The sequence below is a fragment of the Amycolatopsis sp. NPDC114478 genome (assembly GCF_055633805.1).
Map to the genome: position 1 here is coordinate 1 of NZ_JBVKDO010000065.1, position 1116 is coordinate 1116.

The 1116-nt window shown below is 69.1% G+C and carries 1 protein-coding gene; it reads left to right on the plus strand.

What is annotated here, in order from left to right; all coding sequences use genetic code 11:
• Positions 1 to 124: 124 nt before the first annotated feature.
• Positions 125 to 1116, plus strand: a 992-nt coding sequence (locus ACZ7OH_RS51885; RefSeq protein ID WP_470287736.1) for an IS481 family transposase, incomplete at its 3' end; no start/stop codon positions are given.

Sequence of the window (1116 nt, forward strand, 5' to 3'; positions counted from 1 at the left end):
TGTGATGTCCAGGGACGTTGTCCCGAGTTGAGGTGACCGGTGGCGGCCTGTCGCGCAGACAGGTGAAGGCCTCCGGATGTGAAGTGGAGCTGTCTAGGAACCGCTTCACCGACCGGAGGCCTTCGTGTCCCACCCTAACGCCACCCTGACCCCACGAACCCGACTCCGGTTGGCGCGTCTGATCGTCGAACAGGGCTGGACCTGCACAGCAGCAGCCAAGATGTTCATGGTCGCCGCCAAGACCGCCGCGAAGTGGGCTCGCCGCTACCGGCTCGAGGGGTTGGCTGGGATGGCTGATCGCAGCTCCTGCCCGCACCACAGCCCGACCCGCACACCCGAGCACCAGGTCAGGGCGATCGTGCGGTTGCGGTGGCGCCACCGGCTGGGCCCGGTCCAGATCGCCGGCCGGCTCGGCCTGCCCGCCTCCACCGTGCACGCGGTACTGGTGCGCTGCCGGATCAACCGCTTGTCCCGGATCGACCGAGTCACCGGCGAATCGCTGCGCCGCTACGAACACGACCACCCCGGCTCGCTGATCCACGTCGATGTCACCAAGTTCGGCAACATCCCCAACGGCGGCGGACACCGCTTCGTCGGCCGCGCCCAAGGCGACCGCAACCGCGCCGCGACACCGGGCAAGCCTCGCAACGCCTACCGCAACCCCAAGATCGGGACCGCGTTCGTGCATACCGTGCTCGACGATCACTCCCGGGTGGCCTACGCCGAAATCCACGCTGATGAGACCGCCGCGACGGCCACCGCGGTGCTGCGCCGGGCGGTGGCCTGGTTCGCCGACCTCGGCGTCACCGTCGAACGGGTCCTGTCGGACAACGGGTCGGCCTACCGCTCCCACGTCTGGCGCGGCACCTGCGCCGGGCTGGGCATCAGCCCGAAACGGACCCGGCCCTACCGGCCGCAAACCAATGGGAAGATCGAACGCTTCCACCGCACCCTGGCCGACGGGTGGGCCTACGCCCGCTTCTACGAGAGGGAGGCCCTGCGGCGGGCGGCGCTACCGGGGTGGCTGCATTTCTGCAATCATCATCGACCCCACAGCTCAACCGGCGGCAAGCCGCCGGTCACCCGGCTGACCAACCTCCCCGGACATCACAGCTA